Source organism: Pedobacter sp. KH_004 (genome assembly GCF_057840755.1).
Genome location: NZ_CM174519.1, coordinates 2,633,236 through 2,651,957 on the forward strand (window position 1 = coordinate 2,633,236; position 18,722 = coordinate 2,651,957).

General features: G+C 38.4%; 13 protein-coding genes. 7 read left to right on the forward strand and 6 right to left on the reverse strand.

Annotation, left to right across the window (positions count from 1 at the left end; translation table 11 throughout):
- Positions 1 to 14: 14 nt before the first annotated feature.
- On the reverse strand, positions 15 to 881 hold the full coding sequence (locus AC3ITD_RS11355; protein ID WP_489366510.1) for a glycoside hydrolase family 25 protein: 867 nt from the start codon (positions 879 to 881) through the stop codon (positions 15 to 17).
- Between the two features lie 148 nt (positions 882 to 1,029).
- Between AC3ITD_RS11355 and AC3ITD_RS11360 the strand changes: the two genes are divergently transcribed.
- A complete protein-coding gene (locus AC3ITD_RS11360; protein ID WP_489366512.1) occupies positions 1,030 to 2,262 on the forward strand; it encodes an MFS transporter in 1,233 nt (410 codons plus the stop codon).
- Between the two features lie 267 nt (positions 2,263 to 2,529).
- Here the strand turns inward: AC3ITD_RS11360 and AC3ITD_RS11365 are convergent, their stop codons facing one another.
- Both AC3ITD_RS11365 and AC3ITD_RS11370 read right to left on the reverse strand, forming a co-directional pair.
- Positions 2,530 to 3,510: a glycoside hydrolase family 43 protein gene (locus AC3ITD_RS11365; RefSeq protein WP_265801199.1), complete on the reverse strand. Its 981-nt coding sequence runs from the start codon at positions 3,508 to 3,510 to the stop codon at positions 2,530 to 2,532.
- A 389-nt stretch (positions 3,511 to 3,899) separates the two neighbouring features.
- A complete protein-coding gene (locus AC3ITD_RS11370; RefSeq protein WP_265801196.1) occupies positions 3,900 to 5,270 on the reverse strand; it encodes a dipeptidase in 1,371 nt (456 codons plus the stop codon).
- 252 nt (positions 5,271 to 5,522) lie between these two features.
- On the opposite strand from AC3ITD_RS11370, the gene AC3ITD_RS11375 reads away from it, so the two are divergent.
- The 3 genes from AC3ITD_RS11375 to AC3ITD_RS11385 are packed head-to-tail and all read left to right on the forward strand — an operon-like array spanning position 5,523 to position 8,611.
- Positions 5,523 to 6,497 carry an SGNH/GDSL hydrolase family protein gene (locus AC3ITD_RS11375; RefSeq protein ID WP_265801195.1) on the forward strand — a complete coding sequence of 325 codons (975 nt, stop codon included), beginning with the start codon at positions 5,523 to 5,525 and terminating at the stop codon, positions 6,495 to 6,497.
- A 55-nt stretch (positions 6,498 to 6,552) separates the two neighbouring features.
- The gene (locus tag AC3ITD_RS11380) at positions 6,553 to 7,110 is read left to right on the forward strand and encodes a PH domain-containing protein (protein WP_265801193.1); all 558 of its coding nucleotides are present in this window, start codon (positions 6,553 to 6,555) and stop codon (positions 7,108 to 7,110) included.
- Complete coding sequence (locus AC3ITD_RS11385) at positions 7,103 to 8,611, forward strand: PH domain-containing protein (RefSeq protein ID WP_489366516.1); 1,509 nt, start codon at positions 7,103 to 7,105, stop codon at positions 8,609 to 8,611. Before AC3ITD_RS11380 ends, AC3ITD_RS11385 begins: the two co-directional genes overlap by 8 nt.
- A gap of 183 nt (positions 8,612 to 8,794) precedes the next feature.
- Here the strand turns inward: AC3ITD_RS11385 and AC3ITD_RS11390 are convergent, their stop codons facing one another.
- Positions 8,795 to 9,118, reverse strand: coding sequence for a DUF493 family protein (locus AC3ITD_RS11390; RefSeq protein ID WP_489366518.1), 324 nt, complete (start codon positions 9,116 to 9,118; stop codon positions 8,795 to 8,797).
- 277 nt (positions 9,119 to 9,395) lie between these two features.
- Between AC3ITD_RS11390 and AC3ITD_RS11395 the strand changes: the two genes are divergently transcribed.
- On the forward strand, positions 9,396 to 11,696 hold the full coding sequence (locus AC3ITD_RS11395; RefSeq protein WP_489366667.1) for an ATP-dependent helicase: 2,301 nt from the start codon (positions 9,396 to 9,398) through the stop codon (positions 11,694 to 11,696).
- 46 nt (positions 11,697 to 11,742) lie between these two features.
- On the opposite strand, the gene AC3ITD_RS11400 is transcribed toward AC3ITD_RS11395, so the two are convergent.
- The gene (locus tag AC3ITD_RS11400) at positions 11,743 to 12,888 is read right to left on the reverse strand and encodes an LGFP repeat-containing protein (RefSeq protein WP_489366520.1); all 1,146 of its coding nucleotides are present in this window, start codon (positions 12,886 to 12,888) and stop codon (positions 11,743 to 11,745) included.
- A gap of 278 nt (positions 12,889 to 13,166) precedes the next feature.
- Here AC3ITD_RS11400 and smc point away from each other — a divergent pair, with 278 nt between their 5' ends.
- A complete protein-coding gene (smc, locus tag AC3ITD_RS11405) occupies positions 13,167 to 16,706 on the forward strand; it encodes a chromosome segregation protein SMC (RefSeq protein WP_489366522.1) in 3,540 nt (1,179 codons plus the stop codon).
- A 396-nt stretch (positions 16,707 to 17,102) separates the two neighbouring features.
- Positions 17,103 to 18,077 (forward strand): M28 family peptidase, encoded by a 975-nt coding sequence (locus tag AC3ITD_RS11410; protein WP_489366524.1) that lies wholly within the window; start codon positions 17,103 to 17,105, stop codon positions 18,075 to 18,077.
- Here AC3ITD_RS11410 and rsmG read toward each other — a convergent pair whose 3' ends face one another.
- The gene (gene rsmG / locus AC3ITD_RS11415) at positions 18,078 to 18,713 is read right to left on the reverse strand and encodes a 16S rRNA (guanine(527)-N(7))-methyltransferase RsmG (protein ID WP_489366526.1); all 636 of its coding nucleotides are present in this window, start codon (positions 18,711 to 18,713) and stop codon (positions 18,078 to 18,080) included.
- Positions 18,714 to 18,722 lie beyond the last annotated feature (9 nt).

Consider the following 18,722-nt stretch of genomic DNA (forward strand, 5'->3'; position numbering starts at 1 on the left):
CAGTGATCCAATGACTAGTGAACTAATAGTCTATCTAACGCCAAACTATCGCCATTAAACACATTAAAATCCACAACGTGACCAATGCCATTAATTTTGGCTTTATCAGAATGCTGCCAAAATTTCCAACGACTTTTATCCATCCTTAATTTTGGTTGATAGTAATGCGCAATCCATAAGGGATATTCATCGAAATGTTCTTCGAGATAATCCTCATAAAACTTCAAGCCTGAATAAATAATAGGCCTTACTTTGGTTTTAACTTCCACATAGTTTAGAAAATCGGCCAGCTCAGCTCTCATTTTGCCTGGAGAAACACCGTCTAAACTTTCAATATCGACCACTGGCGGCAAATCGCCCTTTTCAATATTCACCACCTGTAGAAAAAACTTCGCCTGGGTTTTTCCATCTCGCTTTGGTCTGAAGAAATGATAAGCACCACATATAATCCCCACTTTCGGGGCTTCACGCCAATTTCTTTGAAAATAAGGATCAACTTGTAAAAGGCCTTCCGTCGCTTTAATAAATGCGAATTTCACTTTCACCCCATCATCCTCCATATCTTTCACTTTTTGCCAGTTTATTTTTCCCTGGTAATAAGAAACATCAATTCCATGGATGGTATATTTTTTCGGGATTTTAATGTTGAAACTTTCATAAGTGCGATAGTTGGGGTCTTGCCCCCAATCTTTTATCCATCGCCAGGTGGCCACAAAGCCATTCAGAATGTAGCCGTAATAAAATGGGGAAAATAGAATCAGCAATAAACCAGCAATAACCACCTTCCACTGCGTAGGAAAAGGCTTAGATTTCTTTTTACGTACCGCAGGTTTTCTGGTAACAGGTTTTCTCGTAACGGTTTTTCTCTTCTCTGGGGGCATAGTTTATTTGAGGGTACTAAGTTGAGGAAAATGAAGAACAAATAAAAAGGTTTTGCTGCATACTTCGACAGGATGTTGACTTTGTCGAACTGGAATTAAATCCAATAGTTAAATAAAAAGTTCATTACTTTTGCGCACCAGATAAATCATGTTCAAGCTCATACTCAACACCTATAAAACGTCTTTCAGTGGATTAAGCCGAGAAACCTGGCTTCTAAGCATTGTAATGATGTTTAACAGATGCGGAAGCATGGCCGTTCCATTTATGGGTTTATATGTTACGCAAAGTTTGCACCGCTCCGAAATGGATGCCGGCCTAATTATCACGTTGTTCGGCGTGGGTTCCATCCTGGGTTCGGCAACGGGCGGAAAATTAACAGATATGATTGGTTTCCGACCAGTGCAAATCCTTTCGTCTATTATCGGTGGCATTTTATTCATTTTATTTTCCACCATTACACATTTTACTAGCTTGTGTATACTGGCAGTGGTGATCAGCTTTTTTTCAGAGGCCTTTCGACCGGCGAATTTTACGGCGGTTGCACACTATGCTACCGCAGGAACCATCACAAGGTCTTACTCATTAAACAGGTTGGCAGTAAATATTGGCTGGTCGGTTGGCATTAGTCTAGCTGGAATTATTGCCTCATTCAATTATAAACTACTTTTTATTGTTGAAGGTGGCGTAAGTATCATCGTAGGTTTGCTCATTTTATCTTTTCTTCCACAGGTAAAAGGATTCATTAAAAAAGCTAAAGAAAATGCTTTGAATATGGTAATTATGAAACCCTGGAAAGATATATTTTATGTGAAATTCATCTTATTAACCACCATATTTATTACCTGTGCTTTCCTGATGTTTAGGGTAGTTCCTGTTTTCTTTAAAGAACAATGGCACATTGATGAGTTTGCCATCGGGATTATTATAGGAATCAATGGCGCAGTAATCGCTTTGTTTGAGATGATTATGATCAATAAAATCGAAGCTAAACGACCACCCATGTTCTTTATCATCATCGGGGCGATTTTCTTCGCACTTTCTTACCTGATGTTGAGCGCACCAATTGGCTTCCATTTGGTTGGTGCAGTTTTGGTAATCGTAATATTTACAGGCGGGGAAATGTTCTCGCTGCCCTTTATCAACACAATCGTTATTAGCAGGAGTAACGAGCATAATAGAGGTCTATATGCTGCTGGTTATACCTTGAGCTGGTCTTGCGCTCAGGTAATCGGCCCGTTGGCTGGTTTTTTCATTGCTAAAAACCTGGGCTATAATTGGCTTTGGTTCGGCCTTGCCTGTATGTTATTGTGCTGCGCATGGGGATTTAACGGGCTTGGGAAGGTGAAAACTGAAAGTTTGGAGTTGGGAGTTGAGGGTTGAAAGTTTAAAGTCAAAGTTCAAGGTTGAAAGTTCAGTGGTCCAAGTTCCAAGTTGAGCACGATCTTCCTGTCTGAAACGGCATTGGCTAGTAAACTTAACAGCACCACACTACCATCTTGTACTTCCAATTTATAACCTGTAACACAGAACCCATAACTAAAAAAAGTTCAAAGCAGATTTTAAATTTGCTCCGCTTTGAACTTTTTTATACAAATTAATACCTTGTTAAAGGTCGACTATCAAATCGCCATTTGTTATCTGTATAAACTACTTCACCTTTTGTGCTTTTACGCCTTCGTTTGTAATTTTTACAGGGAGTATCTTCCCATCGGCATCGAATTTCATTTCATCAATGCAGGTAACCCGATGATTACCATCCGTTTCACTTAATGGCCTGCGGTGATAAACAATGTGATAAGTACCTTTTTTCTCGTTAATCAATAAAGAGTGGTGCCCCGCTCCTCTTGCCACTTCCGGGTCTTGCTTTAAAATTTTATCAACCCTTTTAAACGGACCAAACGGCGAATCTGCAATGGCATAGGCTACAGAATAATCCGGACCAGTCCAGCCACCTTCGCTCCACATAAAGTAATATTTCCCATCTTTAATAAACATGTAAGGACCTTCAACATAGTTTTCCGGCGTAATTTCTTTGAAAGTAGTTCCATCTTCGAAAGGCACAAAACCGGTAAAATCCTTGTTCAGCTTGGCAATGTTACAGTGCTTCCAACCTCCGTAAATTAAATAATACTGACCATCCTTATCTTTAAAAACGAACTGATCAATGGGCTGTGCACCATTATGAAATTTATCAACCAAAGGCTTCCCTAAATGATCTTTGTATGGTCCTTCAGGCTTATCAGCAACGGCAACTCCAATTCCACCTACTTCGTTGTCGCTTTGAATGTCGTTTGCTCCGAAGAACAAGTAATACTTTTTATCTTTTTGAACAATTGCCGGGGCCCACATGGCTTTATTTGCCCACTTCACCGCAGCAGTATCCAAAACACGGGGATGTTTTTTCCAAGTAACCAAGTCATCAGAAGAGAAAGCATCCAGAAAAACCTGCTCTTTATACCTTGCAGAGTAGGTGGGATAAACCCAATATTTGTTATTGAAAATCGCCGCTTCCGGATCTGCATACCAACCCTGAAATATGGGATTTCCTGACTGCTTAATCGTTTTAGTACTTTGAGCAAAAGAACTAAGTCCTGCTAAAAGTAAAAGAGATGAGAATATGTATTTCATGTGCACAATTTATGAAAAAATATGAATTATAAAATTGAATATGATTTTGGGAAAAGCAAAGATCTCGTTACCATCGGTTTCTTCAGCCCCGCTCGCCGTTTCTGCTCCGATGAAACCTGTGCAACAAGCAAGCATGCAAAAAAAAATAAATGCAGATGCTTAAATCGGGAGCATACACTTTGATCGGGTTTAAACTGCCAGTATGGTGCTGTCAAATTACAACCGTTAACCATAAACCTGACAGCGCTAAATAGCCCGAAATGCAGCGCAGCGAAATAAGGACTATGAGCAATGGTAGGACTACAGTACCAATGAAAATCTGCCTTTCATTTTCAAAAAAAATCCCTGTCTGAATAAACAAACAGGGATAATTTAAAATGAGATTCGACTTATTTACTTAGTTCTGCAAAATATTTATGGAACAAAGGCAAAGTTTCAATTCCTTTATAGTAATTGTAGATGTCGTATTTCTCGTTTGGTGAATGCAAGGCATCGCTATCTAATCCAAAGCCAAAAAGGACAGATTTGATACCCAAAACATCTTCGAATAAGGCTACGATTGGAATGCTTCCTCCTCCACGTGTTGGAATGGCTTTTTTACCGAAACTATCTTCAATCGCTTTTTCTGCAGCCTGATAGGCAATACTATCGGTTGGGGTAACCACCGGTTCGCCACCGTGATGAGGCGTTACTTTTACCTTTACATTTTTAGGGGCAATGCTTTCAAAATGTTTGGTAAAAATTTCTGAGATTTCCTCAGAACTTTGATTTGGCACCAAACGCATCGAAATTTTCGCATTCGCTTTGCTTGGCAACACGGTTTTAGCGCCTTCACCAATATAACCACTCCAAATTCCGTTAACCTCCAAAGTCGGGCGGGTTCCTGTACGCTCTAAAGTAGAGTAACCTTTTTCACCCCAAACCTCATCAATAGCTAAATCTTCCTTATATTCAGTTTCATCATAAGGAGCAGCATTTAAAGCTTTCTTCTCTTCATCACTCAATTCTACCACTTTATCGTAAAATGCAGGAATGGTAATGTGGTTATTTTCATCGTGTAGCGAAGCAATCATTTTGCACAATATTGTAGCCGGGTTAGCCACTGCGCCGCCATAAACACCCGAATGTAAATCGCGGTTCGGACCAACAACTTCCACTTCCATATATGCTAAACCACGTAAACCCGTTTCTATTGAAGGATGCTCCATGCTGATCATCGAAGTATCAGAAATTAAAACCACATCGGCTTTTAAACGTTCTGCATTGTCTTTAACAAAAATACCAAGATTTGCCGAACCAACTTCCTCCTCGCCTTCTATCATAAACTTAACGTTACAGGCCAAAGTATTGGTTTGCATCATCAATTCGAACGCCTTCACATGCATGTAAAACTGGCCCTTATCATCACAGGCACCACGGGCGTAGATTTTTCCATCGCGTACGGTCGGCTCAAATGGTGGTGTATGCCATAATTCCAGGGGATCTGCAGGTTGCACATCGTAGTGACCATAAATTAAAACGGTTGGTAAAGCACTGTCTATTATTTTCTCACCGTAAACAATTGGATAACCAGCGGTTGGACATATTTCAACGTGATCCGCACCGGCATCTTTTAGTTTTTGCGCCACATAGTCAGCTGTTTTTAAAACATCAGCTTTATTTTTTGGGTCGGCACTCACTGATGGAAAACGCAATAGTTCGAACAACTCGTCTAAAAAGCGTTGTTTGTGCGTTTCTACGTAATTTTTAATCTCTTGCATAACAAAATGAATTTGAGCAAATATATGATTTTACCATAAAAGCCCTTGATTTATCGTTTGTATTTTACTTTTAGAAGGTGTGTTTTTTGAGGAAGAAATTAGTTGATATCACTTAAATTTGACAAGACACTTAGTTTGTTAAGTAATTGTTGTTTTTAAATAAAATTCAACTTTACGAAATATTTTTTAAACCATTTTTTCGTAAATTGCACTTTTAAAATTATCCAAAAAGCCAAGAAATGATTCTTCACAATGAAAATTAGCATAAAGTTCAGTACTTTTTTAGTATTGCTATTTTCCATCAGCATTTCTGGTTTTACGCAAACAACAAGCCCACCTCGGGTAAGTTGCCCTGAAGCAGCTCAGTTTTACGCTAGAGACAGTATTAACATTGTAACTTTTGGTGCAAGTACAGTTGAAGGGGTTAATGGAGCTGGTTTTCAAACTATGCTGAGAAATAACTTTTTGAATTGCTATCAAAACAAAGTTGTTGATATTACCAACCACGGTATCGGCGGTCAGACTACTTTTCAAGGCTTGTTACGAATAGATAATGCGATAAAAGACCGAACAGGTTTTATTGTAATTTCGATGGGCATTAATGATGCGTTGGCAATGGTTAACGGTAAAGGAAGCGTGGCCGAAACGGAGGCCAACATGCGTTCTTTGATTAGCATCAGTTTAAAGCAAAACCTGGTTCCAATTCTTTGTACACTACAAAATGTAGACGATAGAAACAGCGCTCCGCTGGCTCAGGCAAACGTAAACGTCAGGGCTCTAAATGTTGTTTATAGGCGTTTGGCCATTGAATATAAAATATATTTAGCAGATGTAAATGCAGCGATGCGGAGAGATTTCACCTTGTATCAGGATGCTTTTCATCCAAACGCCAGAGGTTATAGATTAATCAGCTATGTCATTTTCGATGCCATTAACAAAGCGATTTTTGATAAGTTTTTAATGTTTGTGGTTTCACAAAACTATCCAAATCCAGCCGGAACACAAACTTACCTTGATGTGGTTTTGCCAGAAACAGATAAACTTACCATACAGGTTTATGATATGATGGGCAGGTTGGTAAAAACTGTTTTGAATGAATATATTAATACTGGTAAGCATACTCTGGAAATAAATACCTCTACTTTTGTACCGGGGATCTATTTTTTCAAACTCACTTCCGATTCAGGGCAGTACAATGCCGCAAAAAAGTTTATCGTAGCGAGGTAACAAAAGATTACTGCTTTAGTCTTAAAACAGATTAATTAGTTTTATATCTTTAAAAATGCCTACTGACACTTTTACAAACGAAGCAATTGATATTAATTCGTTACCGAAATACGAAGAAATTTCTCTGAAAAAACCCCACTCCAATTATTGGAAAATCATTTGCATTAATTTAATCCTCACTTTTCTAGTTATTGGCATTACTGCTGTTTTACTATTTTTTTTTAATGAGAAAATACAGCCACATGCCTTAATCATTGTTGGCATTTATGTAGTAGTTACCATTGTTACCGTTTTGCTTTTCTATGTTAGTTTTAAGAAACGTGGATATGCCATCAGAACCAAGGATGTAATTTATAAGAGTGGCATCATTGCCGAATCAACTACGATTGTGCCGCTAGACAGGATTCAGCATATCGAACTGAATGAAGGTTTTTTTTCAAGAATGTTTAATTTGGGTTCGCTGCAAATATTTACTGCAAGCGGCCAAACAGGTCACCTCCACATTGCGGGCATACCAATTGATGAAGCAAAGAGCATAAGAGATTTGCTATTGAATAAACTCGAGTTGCTTGAGACACCTGAAATTGAAACTAAACTGAAAGTTAATGAATAGCGATTTCAGTAAACCCCAACGAGAGTCTGCTTTCGGAATAATCGTAATGGCAGCCCATACTGCTTTTAAAATTGGTAAGGCAACATTTTTCCTGGTTATTTATGCCTTTGTAAAAATGAGTGCAGCCTACACCGCATATGTACTTCTTGGTGTTGGTGTAATTATTTTGCTTTGTGTAGTCTTTTCTTATTTATGGTATCTAAACTTTACTTTTTTTCTAGATAAGGAAAAGCAGGAATTCGTAGTTAACAAGGGAATTTTAAATCGCGATCAGGTAATTGTTCAGTTAGACAAGATTCAGCAGGTTAATATCAACCAAAATATCTTGCAGAAAATGATTGGCGTTTATGGCCTCAAAATAGATACCGCCGGGGCAAGTGGAGAAGAAGTAAGTATCAAAGCCATTGACGAAGTTTCTGCTTATAATTTAAAGGAGCATTTATTAAAAGGCAAAACTGAAGCTACCGAACACGCCAATATATTAACAAATGAGCTACCAATAATCGATGAGATTCCGTTTTTGAGGGTAAGTACCTGGACACTGTTTAAGGTTGGGCTAACCTCCAATTATGGGCAAAGTTTAACTGTAATCCTCGTCTTCTTTATGTATACCGTTCAGGAAGCACGGCATATTATGGACATTTTCGGGCTTGATAAAGGAGCTGTGCAAAGCACTGTTTTAGGTTTGGCCACCTTATTTTCTGTTGCAGTAATTGTGGTTATTTTTTTGATTGTGCTATTGTCAATCAACCTCATCAGAACTTTTTATCGGTATTTCCAACTGGAGGTGAGTCAGCATAAAAATTCCCTGCTGTTATCGTCTGGCCTGATTGCGAAAAAAAATACCTTAATTAACCCTACTAAAGTTCAGATTACGAAACATAGCCAAAATTACTTTCAAAAGAAACTTAATCTCCTCAACATCAGTTTAAAACAGGCGCATTTTGGCGAAAGTAAAAAGGGTAAAGAAATGCAGGGCAATACGCTCGAAATTGTGGGATGTGATACTTTTGAAAGGGATGAACTATTGAAGATGATACTTGGACAGGTTCCAACTATAGGGAAAACTTTCGTTCCCGATTGGCGCTTTTTGAATTTGCCTATTTTCTTTAAACTGATCTTACCAGTGACGATCTTTATGCTTGTTGCTTTTAATGTTCCAGAAGTGAAACCCTTTCTGGGCTTCGCAGCAGCCTATTTCATTGTCGGAATTCTGATGATTTACATCAGTTACCGAAGGCACCGGATCTCCGTAAATCAGCAGTTTATTATCAAGAAAAGTGGAATTTGGGATATTTCAAATGAAGTAATCGTTCCACACAAAATCCAGGCAATTACGGCTTCACAATATCCATGGCACAAAAGCGTAGATGTGGGACATTTGTGCCTACATACTGCAGCTGGACAAATTCATTTCAAATATGGGAATTACAGCGAGATCAAAACTTTAGTGAACTATTGGCTTTACCAGGTGGAGAGTGGGAATGAAAATTGGATGTAATGGCTTGAAGGTTGTTGCAACAGATCAGTTAGGTTAACCCCATTCTTTTTTTGCGGAAATCATCTTTAGTCTGCAAGCCTAAAAAGATTCAAAATACTGAAATAGGTGGCAAATTTTTCCCGCAGATAACACAGATTTTCGCAGATTTTCCTACCAAAACTATTTAGACATCTGCGGGATAAATTATAGCGTCATTATACCTTTAATATTTGCTGTCTGTTTATAAATCGCAATTACTTCATCAGCATTTTGCATCTGTTTCTTTACTGTTATCGAAACATATTTGCCTGTTTTAGAAGGTTGTTCTAAAAATTCATCATTTGGCAAAACAGCACGAAGATCTTGGATTTTCTCTACACCGCCCGTCAAGATAAATTTAAAGTTGTAGATGCCTGGAAACTTTTCTACACTTTCCAGCTTCTCTTTTAAGTTAGCGTAAATATCTGTACTGTTTCCCTCTGGGATATTAGTGAATTCTATGTCCTTGTTTATTTTTTTCTCTTCCATAACTTAAACATATCAAATTTTATTCCCAAATGGATAAGGTGAAATTTTGGCAGAAAAAAATCAGTGATTGCTAATTTACGAACTAATTTAGCCAGTTAGATTTCCTTCAACATAGATTGCAGTTCTCCTATTCGTGATTTGATTAGTGATCATCATTGGGAAGTTTATATTATACTCGACTTTTGCTTTTCAAAAAAAACGGGCCTCTATTTCTCCACAAATTCAATAAAAAACTTTTGAATTGTTATTTTTGAACCTCAAAAAAACAGGAGCCGATTTGGACTATTTAGAAGGATTAAACCCACAACAAAGAGCAGCAGTAGAGAATACAAAAGGACCGGTAATGATTGTTGCAGGTGCTGGTTCGGGCAAAACCCGTGTAATTACTTATCGCGTTGCACACCTCATTCAAACAGGAACCGACCCTTTTAATATTCTGGTTTTAACCTTTACCAACAAAGCGAGTAAAGATATGCGTGAGCGTATTTCAAAAGTGGTTGGTGCTGAGGCTAAAAACATTTGGATGGGTACTTTTCACTCTGTTTTCGCGAAGATTTTACGGGTAGAGGCAGAGAAAATTGGTTATCCAAACAACTTTACTATTTACGATACCGATGATAGTAAGAGTGTTATCCGTGCCATTTTAAAGGAAATGCAGTTAGACGATAAGTTATACGCCGCAAACTTTGTTTTTGGACGTATCTCTTCGGCAAAAAATAATCTTATTTCCTGGGGTGAATATCAGTCAAACGATCAGATTCAGGCGGAAGACATTCAAAATAAGCGTCCTTTAATTGGCCAGATCTATGAGCAGTATGCAAAACGCTGTTTCAGGGCTGGTGCTATGGATTTTGATGACTTACTATTTAAAACCAATATTCTGTTAAAAGAACACCCTGAGGTGTTGAATAAATATCAACAAAAATTCAGGTATTTAATGGTGGATGAGTATCAGGATACCAATTTTTCGCAATATACCATTGTGAAAAAACTGGCCGCTGCTTACCAGAACATTTGCGTGGTTGGTGATGATGCACAAAGTATCTACGCCTTTCGTGGAGCCAACATTCAAAACATCTTAAACTTCGAACGCGATTATCCCGATTTAAAGGTTTACAAACTGGAACAGAACTACCGCTCTACCCAAAATATTGTTGATGCCGCCAGTAGCATTATCGCCAACAACAAAAATCAGCTGGAAAAAAACGTCTTCTCAGAAAATGTAGAGGGCGATAGAATTAAGGTTTCCCGTGCTTTTACCGATAATGAAGAGGGTAAATTGGTAGCTGAATCAATTATTCAGGAACGCGGTTTGAAAGGTTATCAATACCACGATTTTGCCATTCTGTACCGTACCAATGCGCAAAGCAGAGCAATGGAGGAAGGCTTGCGCAAGCTGAATGTTCCTTATAAAATATATGGTGGTACTTCTTTTTATCAACGTAAAGAGATTAAGGATTTAATTGCTTACTTCCGTTTAACTTTTAATCCGAAGGATGAAGAAGCCATTAAAAGGGTAATTAATTATCCTAAACGTGGAATTGGAGATACGTCCATCGATAAAATCATCGTAGCTGCAGATCAAAATAATATCACCATGTGGGATGTAATTTCAAATGCGCATCAATACGTTGACGGTCGATTGGCTAACCAGCTGAACGACTTTTCGATGATGGTTCAGAGCTTTCAGGCAGAGGCTAAAAAGCTTGATGCTTACGATTCAGCTTTGTTTATTGCACAACACGCAGGCATATTGAAGGAACTTTATACCGATGATAGCGTTGAAGGTAGAGCAAGATACGAAAACATTCAGGAGTTATTAAATGGTATAAAAGAGTTTGCGGAGCGTGAAGATATCGAAGAAAAAGGCCTGGATATTTTTATGCAGGATGTAGCGCTTTTAACCAATGATGATAAGGACGGCGACAAAAACAAGGATACGGTTTCGTTGATGACGATTCACTCTGCCAAAGGTTTGGAGTTTAAAAACGTATTTATTGTCGGCCTGGAGGAGAACCTTTTTCCATCGCAAATGTCGGTTAATTCCCGTTCCGATTTGGAAGAAGAACGCCGTTTATTTTATGTGGCCATTACACGTGCTGAAATTAAGCTAACCATAACTTACGCTACTTCTCGTTACCGTTGGGGAACATTAACTAACTGTGAACCAAGCCGTTTTATCAACGAAATTAATCCCAGATTTTTAGAGTTGGATGTGAAACCTGCTAAAAGCAACGTTTTTGAAGGCAACTTTGATGATGAACGCAAAACCTGGACTTCTCAACCTCGTGATTTCTTTAGCAAACCAAAACCTGCGAGCACTACTTCTGCCCCATCGCCTCGTCCGAAAACAACTTCGCTATTGGCAAAAGCACACGTTCCAACCCCTGGTTTTGCCCCTTCACAACCACACGAATTTCAAGGTGGCATGGAAGTAGAACACGAAAAATTTGGCTTTGGAAAGATTATTAGTCTGGAAGGAAATTTACCCGATGTAAAAGCGACGGTATTTTTCCAGGGTTTAGGCAACAAGCAGTTGTTATTGAAATTTGCTAAATTGATGATTGTGAAAAATTGATATTGTATAAGGCCTAGTTGCCTTACACAATATCAATACAACCCATTTAAGCCGGCACTATGCCAAAATATACTTTGTAATTTGCATTGTGGCCGCGAAGGTTATTGGTAGAAAACTTGTAACCTACATTTTTATAATTTGAATTGTTGGTTCGTCTGGCCAGGAGGATAAGGTCTTTACCGGTGAGTACAATCCTTTCGCTTCCAATCTTATCATCGCCAAAACCAAATAAATTATTTACCGCTTTGGCCACCTCGGGAATAAATTTTTGAATCAAGGGGCCAACCACCGCTGCAATTGCACCGCCAACAACAGGAATAAGTCCCAAAGCGGCAGTTCCTAAACCATGTGCTGCTGTCATAGCGGCCTGAATTTCCTTTCTAAATTTTTCAGGATCACCATGATCATTCTCCATTAACGTGATTTCAAGAATCAAACCATTGGGTTTGCCTCTGTAAATTTCAATCAAGTCAGGTCTTGATGTATCAGAATCTACACTGCTGTAGGTTTGCGATCTAAAGGCGGCACCAGAAAATGGTGAGACTACTCCCATCAATACATATGGCTCATCTGCACCAGATGTTTCGCCTGTTTCTCTCAAACAAACCAAGCCGGTATAGTGGAGCACAACATCATTTAAATCCAATGCACCGGTATCTGGCCACCAGTAAATACCGCCGCGTTGAAAGGAATTAACCCTTCCACCATCTGGAAAGTTACTTTCATCTGAGGTTGGATAACCTAAATACGATCTTTCCCAACCCAATTCTGCCCATCTCCTGCGAATGTCGCCCCAAATTGCTTGAGCTCCAGTCTGTGGCGACCATATGATGGTGGCTTGATCGCCGTTGAAGTGATTAAATCGCCCTGTTCCATCCCAGCAAGGCGATTCATCGGTATTGGGTATGCCCCAATTTACGCCACCTAAAGCAACCCACTTTTGGTAAATGGCACCATGGATTTCCAATACCGATCTAGTATTGCTATTGTAACAAACACAGGCCAATTCGCCGTACCAGGCAATCCCATCTTTCCTTAAAAGCTGACCAAGAAATTTGCTTCCACCCAGTTCATCGAAGCGCTTTTTTAACTTCGACTCAATACTTGAGATTACCGCGGTTTCTAGTTTCTTAGGAAACTTGTAACCTTTTAAAGCTTCTACAGAAACTTTTAATGATGATAAATTTGACATAACATTTATAGTTTAAATAAGAGGTAAGATAATTCTTTAACTACATCACTTAAATCGATTAAGCTGATACGAAGTTGTAATTTTAAACAGCTGTTAATCAGATAAATGAGCAAATAACGGTTACTGCCTAGCGAATTGCCAGTATCAATGAGTAAGAATTTGATATTGGTGTTAAGAATTGACTGATGTGTTGTAATTTATTTATTTCGTGGACAACAAACACTTGAAAAACCCCAAAATTTCCTTAATATTGGCTTCCGTTCTCTCGTTGAAACACCATGCAACTCACCCGATTAGAAATTAAAGGATTTAAAAGCTTTGGCGACAAGGTGACCATCAATTTTAATGAAGGTGTTACAGCAATTGTTGGCCCGAACGGTTGTGGAAAATCGAATGTAATTGATGCCATGAGATGGGTGCTTGGTGAGCAAAGTACAAAAGCCTTGCGTTCTGAGAAGATGGAAAACATCATCTTTAATGGCACAAAAAACCGTAAACAAGCCCAATTAGCAGAGGTCTCCTTAAGCTTTGATAATACCAAAAACATTCTCCCGACAGCTTACTCTCAGGTTACAGTAACCCGTAAACTCTATCGGAATGGCGATAGCGAATACCGTTTGAATGATGTTCAATGCCGTTTGAAAGACATTACCGACCTATTTCTAGACACCGGAATTGGCTCTGATAGTTACTCCATTATCGAACTTAAAATGGTCGATGAAATTATCACAAATAAAGAACATAGCCGACGATCTTTGTTTGAGGAAGCCTCAGGAATATCGAAATACAAACTCCGCAAGAAACAAACTTTCAGTAAATTAAAAGACACTGAAGCCGACCTTGAGCGTGTGGAAGATTTGCTTTTTGAAATCGAAAAAAACTTAAAAACCCTCGAAAATCAAGCTCGTAAAGCCGAACGCTACTATAAATTAAAGGAGCAATATCGTGAGTTAAGTGTTCAATTGGCCACCCATCGAATTGCCTTTTTCCGTACTGATTTAAATGCTTTGGAGAGCCAGGAGCGAAACCAGCAGGTGCTAAGAACTGAACTCAGCACCAAAATCGATACTCATGAAGCTGAACTGCAAAAGCTCAAACTGGGCAGTATAAGTCAAGAAAAAAACCTTTCCATTCAGCAAAAAGCAACTAACGAACTGGTTTCAAAAATTCGTGCTTACGAAAGCGAGAAGAAAGTAAAAAATGAACAAATGCGTTTTTTGCAAGAAAAAGAAACGCGTTTGTCGGGGGAGCTGGAGAAAGATAAAAACCAGGTTAACCACATCAAATACAATATCAAGCGTTTAAATGAAGAAGTTTTAACTGAAACAGAAGTTTTCAACAAACTAGAATCTGACTTAAAGCTTCTAAAATCTTCTCTGGATACGCTTCGCGAACAACAGCAGACAGAAAAAAACAGAGTTGATAACCTGATAAAATCCGTTAATGAATTACAAAACCAGGTTTATCAATCGCAAAAGGAGATAGACATTTTAAACATCCAAAAGGATGCTCTGGTACAGGAAACCAACAGAAATGTTGATGATACTGAAACGAAAACATCAGAACTGAAAGCTTTTGATCACGCTTTGGCTGAATTGGATATTCAGGTTACGGAAAAGCAAAGCCAGATTAAACAGCTAAAAGAGGCTGAAGAAATCTTAAAGGAAAAATTAGCTCAATCGGAAATTAACTTAAGCACTAACAAGGAAAAACTTACCGCCGAAAACCGTAAGAAAGATGCCAAGCAGAATGAATACAACCTTACAAAATCGCTTGTAGATAGCCTGGAGGGCTTTCCAGAGTCTATCCGTTTCCTAAAAAAGAATAATGCTTTTGCAAAAAGTGCTTTGCTCCTATCAGATATTTTATTCTGTAACGAGGACTACCGGATTGCAATCGAAAATTATCTGGAACCGGTAATGAACCATTATGTGGTTGATCAATATTCCGATGCCGTTCACGCAATTAACCTTTTAACGGATGCCAGTCGTGGGCGGGCGAACTTTTTCATTTTGGAAAATATCCCTAATAAAAACCCAACGTTGAATACATATGAAGGCTTAATTTCAGCCCTATCTGTTATCGAAGTAGATAAAAAGTACCAGCATCTCTGCAACTTACTTTTGCAAAATGTATATATCGCTGTTGAAGAGCAGGAAAATCTTTTCAGAACCAAATCAACCGAAACCGCAACCATTCTGGCAAAAAATGGAAAATATGCGCAGACGAAGTTCACTTTGGCAGGTGGTTCAGTAGGATTGTTTGAGGGTAAAAGAATCGGTCGTGCTAAAAACCTGGAGAATTTAGCAAAGGAAATTAAAGCCTCAGAATCGCTAGTCAATCAATACAATGCGGCAATTACCGCTGAAACTGATAATATTTTTAATCTAAAAGAAGCATCAAAAGTAAACCAGATTAATGCTTTGCAACAAGAGCTGAATCGTTTCATTAACGAACAAATTTCTGTTCAAACCAGACGCGACCAGTACCAGGAATTTATTACAACCAGTGAAAATCGCAAAACCGATATCGCCCAGAAAATCGTTTCCATAGAGAAATCTCTATCGGAAAAATTGCCTGCTTTGGTTGATTTACAGAAAAAGCAGCAGCAAGACCATTTGAATCTTCAGGAACAACAAATCAATTATCAGGAGCTGGCCGACCAGGTAAATGACTCAGCTGGTAAGTATAACCAGGACAATATCCGCTTCCATCAACAACAAAACAAACTATCGAGCCTGGAGAAAGATTTAGATTATCGGTTTGTACAGGAAGAAGCATTGAATAAGCGCATTGCCCAAAATGACAAAGAACTTCAGGAAACTTTAACGCAAATTACAGCAACTTTACAACATACCGATTTGAGCGATGACACGCTTTTGGAAATGTATCAACTGCGTGAAGAAATGGAAAAAGGCCTTGCTGATGTTGAAAAAGAGTACTTCGAAAGCAAAGGCAATATTAATGAGCTGGAGAATAACCTGACCAATATTCGCAAGAGCCGGGAGGAAACGGATTTCCTTTTAACCGAGATAAAGGATAAAAAAAATACACTTAAAATCGACCTGAACTCCCTAAAAGAGCGATTAGCAGTAGAATTCAATATCGACATTAACGATCTTCTTGATACGGAAAGCGAAGTAGAAGCATCTGAAAGTGAGTTTGAAATTCGTCAGAAAGTAGAAAAAATGAAGCGCCAACTGGATGAGTTTGGCGCCATTAACTCCATGGCGATGGAAGCCTTTAAGGAAATGGAAGAGCGGTATACCTTTATTCAAAATCAGAAAAAAGATCTCAACGCAGCGAAAACCGATCTTTTGCAAACCATAAAAGAGATTGATGATACTGCAAAAGAAAAATTTATGCAGGCTTTTACACAGGCACGGGAACATTTCATTGTGGTTTTCCGGTCTCTTTTTAACGAGGAAGACAGCTGTGATTTGATCTTATCTGATGTCAACAATCCTTTAGATGCAGATATCGACATCGTTGCGAGGCCCAAGGGTAAAAGACCGCTATCGATCAACCAGTTATCTGGAGGTGAAAAAACACTTACTGCCACTGCTTTACTGTTTTCGCTTTACCTTTTGAAACCTGCTCCATTCTGTATTTTCGATGAGGTTGATGCCCCATTGGACGATACCAACATCGATAAGTTTAACAATATTATTAGAAAATTTTCCGATCAATCACAGTTTATTATAGTATCTCATAACAAAAGAACTATTGCCAGTACCGACATTATTTATGGCGTTACGATGGTAGAACAAGGTGTTTCTAGAGTTGTAGCGGTTGATTTAAGAGAAGTTGCAGCTTAAGCTGAGAGCTTAGTGGCTAAAGCAGAATACTAATATCTAAAAATGCTTTCTAGAACATTATTAAATTGAAGACGATAATGTAACTGTTGCCATGCTGAGGAGGTAATTTATTTCACAAAAATCAATATAAATGACTTTAAGAACGGTCGCCATTGTCTGACTGCGGCAGGCAGGCAATGACGGAAAGTTAAAACCGTCAATAGTAGGCACGAAGCATCTGCAAACCACAACTCCACAACAGCATAAAAATATATTTCCATTTCAATGTCTCAATAATTAATATCTTTAAACATAATTTAATCATCACGTCATTGCGAAGCATGAAGCAATCTCCTTCTTTAATTTCTAATTAAGTTTTAGGATTGCTTCGTGCCTCGCAATGACGAAAAAAAAAACATGAAAATCCTTTATATTATCCCCTTAGCCATGATGCTAAGTTGCTGTTCATCAGTTAAAAATCAAACTTCCGCCAGCTCAGGCAAACTAGATAACCAACTTTTAAAAGATGTGGAGGTTTTATCTTCAGACGCCTATCAGGGGAGAAAAACCGGCACAAAAGGTGCTGAAATGGCAAGAGCTTACATTATTGAGCGTTTTCAAAAACTTGGTCTAAAATCTTATCCTCAAAATGTTAACTACGCACAAGAGTTTACATTTAATGCCAGAGGTGGAGCAAAAGTAAACGGCACAAATATCATTGGCTACATTCCTGGCAAAGGAACAGATGTGATTGTAGTTTCAGCTCATTATGACCACCTGGGAGTCGTTAAGGATCAGGTATTTAATGGTGCCGATGACAATGCATCGGGTACGGCAGGCTTACTTAAAATTGCTGCCTACTTTGCTAAGAACAAGCCTAACAATACGATCATCTTCGCCTCATTTGATGCAGAAGAAATGGGTTTACAGGGCGCAAAAGCATTTGTGGCTAACCCTCCTGTAAATATCAATACCATCGCAGTAAACATAAATATGGATATGATTAGCCATAGCGACAAAGGTGAACTGTACATAGCTGGTACATTCAAATATCCAGAGTTAAAGAAATATATTGATACCAACAGAAAAGAAATCAAAGTTATTTTAGGTCATGATGACCCCAAAATGGGGCATGATGATTGGACAAACCAAAGCGACCAAGGAGCATTCAATGCTAAAAATATTCCTTTCTTATATTTTGGCGTTGAAGACCATAAAGATTATCATAAAGAAACAGATGAGTATTCTACAATCACTAAACCATTTTTTAGCGATGCCGCGAATGCTGTTCTAGAGGTTGTTAAAGCAGTAGATAAACAAACTGGTTTGCAAAAATCATTAAAAGACAAAATGAGGATGATGGATAATCCGCAGAAGGTAAATAAGTTTTAGCTACTGCGGAACGTACACCACATACTTAGTTTCAAAAAAATCTTCCTCAAAAAATTCTGAAAGCGGATATAATTCTGCTTTCAGCTTTGATTCTTTTATTTCTTCCTCTAAATCGCCACCTTTCAAATATAAAATACCATTTGGAATGGCATTAATGGCGTCTTTTTTGAATTTACCTTGAATCCAAGGATAAAATTCGCCTAAACGAGTTACTGCTCTGGAGACAACAAAGTTGAATTTTTCTTTAACCTGTTCTGCCCTTAAATGATCGGCTTTTAAATTATTCAATCCCAAAGCAGTAGCCACTTCCTTAACCACTTTTATTTTTTTTCCAATTGAATCGACCAATTGAAACTGGGTCTCTGGAAACAAAATAGCTAATGGGATGCCAGGAAAACCTCCGCCTGTACCCACATCTAAAACCGATTCTCCGGCTTTGAAAGTGCATATCTTGGCTATTCCAAGCGAATGCAAAACATGGCGTTCATATAATTCTTCAATGTCTTTTCTGGAAATTACATTGATTTGAGCATTCCAAAAAACGTATAATTCAAACAGTTGCGCAAACTGATCGATTTGTTGCGCAGTTAAATCGGGAAAATATTTTAGAATGATATCAGGTTTTACATCAGCCATGGGGTAATT

Coding starts and splice junctions, on each gene's coding strand:
- AC3ITD_RS11375 (WP_265801195.1), top strand. CDS start 5,523: ATGAAAATTAGCATAAAGTTCAGTACTTTTTTAGTATTGCTATTTTCC.
- AC3ITD_RS11370 (WP_265801196.1), bottom strand. CDS start 5,270: ATGCAAGAGATTAAAAATTACGTAGAAACGCACAAACAACGCTTTTTA.
- AC3ITD_RS11400 (WP_489366520.1), bottom strand. CDS start 12,888: ATGTCAAATTTATCATCATTAAAAGTTTCTGTAGAAGCTTTAAAAGGT.
- AC3ITD_RS11360 (WP_489366512.1), top strand. CDS start 1,030: ATGTTCAAGCTCATACTCAACACCTATAAAACGTCTTTCAGTGGATTA.
- AC3ITD_RS11365 (WP_265801199.1), bottom strand. CDS start 3,510: ATGAAATACATATTCTCATCTCTTTTACTTTTAGCAGGACTTAGTTCT.
- AC3ITD_RS11390 (WP_489366518.1), bottom strand. CDS start 9,118: ATGGAAGAGAAAAAAATAAACAAGGACATAGAATTCACTAATATCCCA.
- AC3ITD_RS11410 (WP_489366524.1), top strand. CDS start 17,103: ATGAAAATCCTTTATATTATCCCCTTAGCCATGATGCTAAGTTGCTGT.
- AC3ITD_RS11380 (WP_265801193.1), top strand. CDS start 6,553: ATGCCTACTGACACTTTTACAAACGAAGCAATTGATATTAATTCGTTA.
- rsmG (WP_489366526.1), bottom strand. CDS start 18,713: ATGGCTGATGTAAAACCTGATATCATTCTAAAATATTTTCCCGATTTA.
- AC3ITD_RS11355 (WP_489366510.1), bottom strand. CDS start 881: ATGCCCCCAGAGAAGAGAAAAACCGTTACGAGAAAACCTGTTACCAGA.
- AC3ITD_RS11385 (WP_489366516.1), top strand. CDS start 7,103: ATGAATAGCGATTTCAGTAAACCCCAACGAGAGTCTGCTTTCGGAATA.
- smc (WP_489366522.1), top strand. CDS start 13,167: ATGCAACTCACCCGATTAGAAATTAAAGGATTTAAAAGCTTTGGCGAC.